This window comes from Algoriphagus sp. (assembly GCF_030694375.1).
GTDB lineage: Bacteria > Bacteroidota > Bacteroidia > Cytophagales > Cyclobacteriaceae > Algoriphagus.
The window spans coordinates 1-2,411 of the sequence record NZ_JAUXYL010000011.1; the positions used below are offsets into that span (position 1 = coordinate 1).

Sequence of the window (2,411 nt, forward strand, 5' to 3'; positions counted from 1 at the left end):
CGTAAAGAGTTTTAAACGCAATCTGGCCAAAAAAGAGAGACCTTGGGAAGTCGGTATCCCAGATTGCGGTTAAAACTGTGTTGAACGAAGCCGTAGTTTACTATGGGCATTTCTTTGTTGATTTCTGAGGATTTCCAAGGATCGAAATTCGCTTTGAAGCCAAATTTTGACGTGTTGAGTTCCTTATTTTTTAGTGTTTGCATGCAATTGGACGTAATTTCCCCCGGATACTTTATTTACCCAAGATAAGCGGTTTTCAGGTTTCAAAGAACTTAGTTTTTGTGTTTTTATTCCGGGGCTCTTATTTTTTTCAGAGTTGGATCATGTACCATCCGTCCTTTTTGACAGCAAGGACAGGTGAATGCCTGAGGCCCTAGGATTTTTTCGAGGATCTGGTAAGTAGTAAGTCCCTCCAAAGGAGATCGGATCAGAGGCTTACCCAGCAGTTCCAGGCAGAGATCCATTTTGGAGGTTCCACCACAGGAAGCCATAATTCCGTAGTATCGGATTTTGTAGAAGTTGTCCGGAAGGATATGTCGGAGGAACCGTGCTGCGAATTCCCGTACTGGAAGGACCATTGTTTTTTGTTTGTTGTCACGGTAGTCTTTCCATCGGAAGCTGACACGGTCGTCATGGCAAGACAAAATCCGACTGTTGCTGATGGCTACCCGGTGGGTATATCGACCCAGGTAACTGATGACCTGATTGGCCCCTCTGAACGTTTTTTTGATGTATACGTGCCAGTTTTTGGCATAGAGCATCTTCTTGAGTTGATCCGGATGAGTATAGCTGTCAGTTTGACTATCAGGAATACGAAGGCTGTTTTGACTCAGAAGTTTGGTCAAACCCGAGATAAAGACGCCTCTATAGATGGAGGCCAGTGCTTTTACCGGGACAAAGAACTTGCGATGGGCAGGGATCCACTGGGTATGGTCCGGGTCTAATCCCCCTGCCGGGACAAGCATGTGAATGTGGGGATGGTAGGTCAATGCCTGCCCCCAGGTGTGGAGTATCGAAAGACTTCCTGTTTCTACTCCCAGAAAGTCGGGATTGAGAGCGGCTTTCTTTACAGCAAGTGCACTGGAGGCAAAGAGCAGATCATAGCAGATTTTCTGATTGAGGTAGAACAAGGGCCGGAGTGACTCGGGTATGGTAAAAACCAGATGGAAGTACCGAACGGGAAGGAGCCTTGCTTTGAGTTTTTCTACCCAGATCAGCTGACGGGCATACTGGCATTTGGGGCAGTGCCTGTTTCTGCAGGAGTTGTAGCAGATCTTGTGATGTTCACACTGGTCGCAGAGCAGGGTGTGACTGCCCATGGCCGAAGTCCTGCAGGCGAGCACGGAGGCAAAGGCCTTTTGCTGGCAGGCTGAAAGGTGAAGAGCGGAAGCGAACTCCTTTCCGCAGGCCCTGAAGACATCGGCCAGTTCGGTGCCGGAGGACCGTTGGTTGACCGTTTCCATCAGAGGGTGTCCAATGGACTTTTAATCTGTGCGGGTTCAAACTTGCAGACATGAAGATAAACCGAGGTAGTCTTGAGGGAGCGGTGCCCAAGGAGGTCCTGGATGATCCGAACATTGGTCCCCTGCTCCATGAGGTGTGTAGCGAAGGAGTGTCGGAGCGTATGAAAGGAGGCATCTTTGGAGATCCCAGTAGATTTTAAGGCTTTTTTCAGAACGACCTGTGCGCTTTTGTGACTGTAAGGCTGGCCTGGAGTCATTCCTTCGAACAGGTAAGTTTTGGGTCTGTAGGATCGATAATAAGCTCGGAGTTGATCCAGAAGTCCTGCGGGAAGCAACGTATAACGGTCTTTGTTGCCTTTACCTGAGCTAACGCGGATCTGCATGCGCGAGCTGTCCAGATCAGCGGGTTTGAGATTCACCACTTCGTTTAGCCGGAGTCCTGCCGCATAGGTTAGGGCCACCAGGCAGTAGTGTTTCCTGTTTTTAAGACTGGCCAAGATTGCTGTGATCTCTTCTTTGGAAAAAACCACCGGAAGTGTTTTGGGAGTTTTTGGCCTTTTGACTTTGATCGGATCCCAATCGTTGCCCAACACATCCTTTTGCAGGATTCTGAATGCGCTGATAATCTGATTAATGGCAGAAGGGGAAAGTCGGTCTTGGGCTACCTTCTTAAAAAGATAATCCTTGAGTTCGTCCGAACTGATGAGATCCGGAGACTTGCTAAAGTGTCTGGCCAATGCAGCCACCAAGCTGATGTAGGTGGTGATGGTTCTGGGGGAGTAATTTCTGACCCGCATCTCTTGGAGCATACGCTGTCTGAGGCTTTTTTTTCCATGATTGATTAAGATTTAGAATGAAACATGGAATAAAAATAAGCTTTATGCCTCAAAATGAGAACAATACGTCCTGCTTTGAAATGGACTGCCGACGCAGTCGGTTTAGTTCAAC

General features: G+C 48.0%; 2 protein-coding genes. Both read right to left on the reverse strand.

What is annotated here, in order from left to right; translation table 11 throughout:
* Positions 1–287 precede the first annotated feature (287 nt).
* Complete coding sequence (locus Q8M62_RS03775) at positions 288–1,463, reverse strand: IS91 family transposase (RefSeq protein ID WP_305668016.1); 1,176 nt, start codon at positions 1,461–1,463, stop codon at positions 288–290.
* Positions 1,463–2,272: a site-specific integrase gene (locus Q8M62_RS03780; protein ID WP_305668017.1), complete on the reverse strand. Its 810-nt coding sequence runs from the start codon at positions 2,270–2,272 to the stop codon at positions 1,463–1,465. The genes Q8M62_RS03775 and Q8M62_RS03780 overlap by 1 nt, the downstream gene beginning before the upstream one ends.
* Positions 2,273–2,411 lie beyond the last annotated feature (139 nt).

Excerpts from the sequence above, each read along its gene's own strand:
- Q8M62_RS03775 (WP_305668016.1), bottom strand. The coding sequence starts at position 1,463 with ATGGAAACGGTCAACCAACGGTCCTCCGGCACCGAACTGGCCGATGTC.
- Q8M62_RS03780 (WP_305668017.1), bottom strand. The coding sequence starts at position 2,272 with ATGCTCCAAGAGATGCGGGTCAGAAATTACTCCCCCAGAACCATCACC.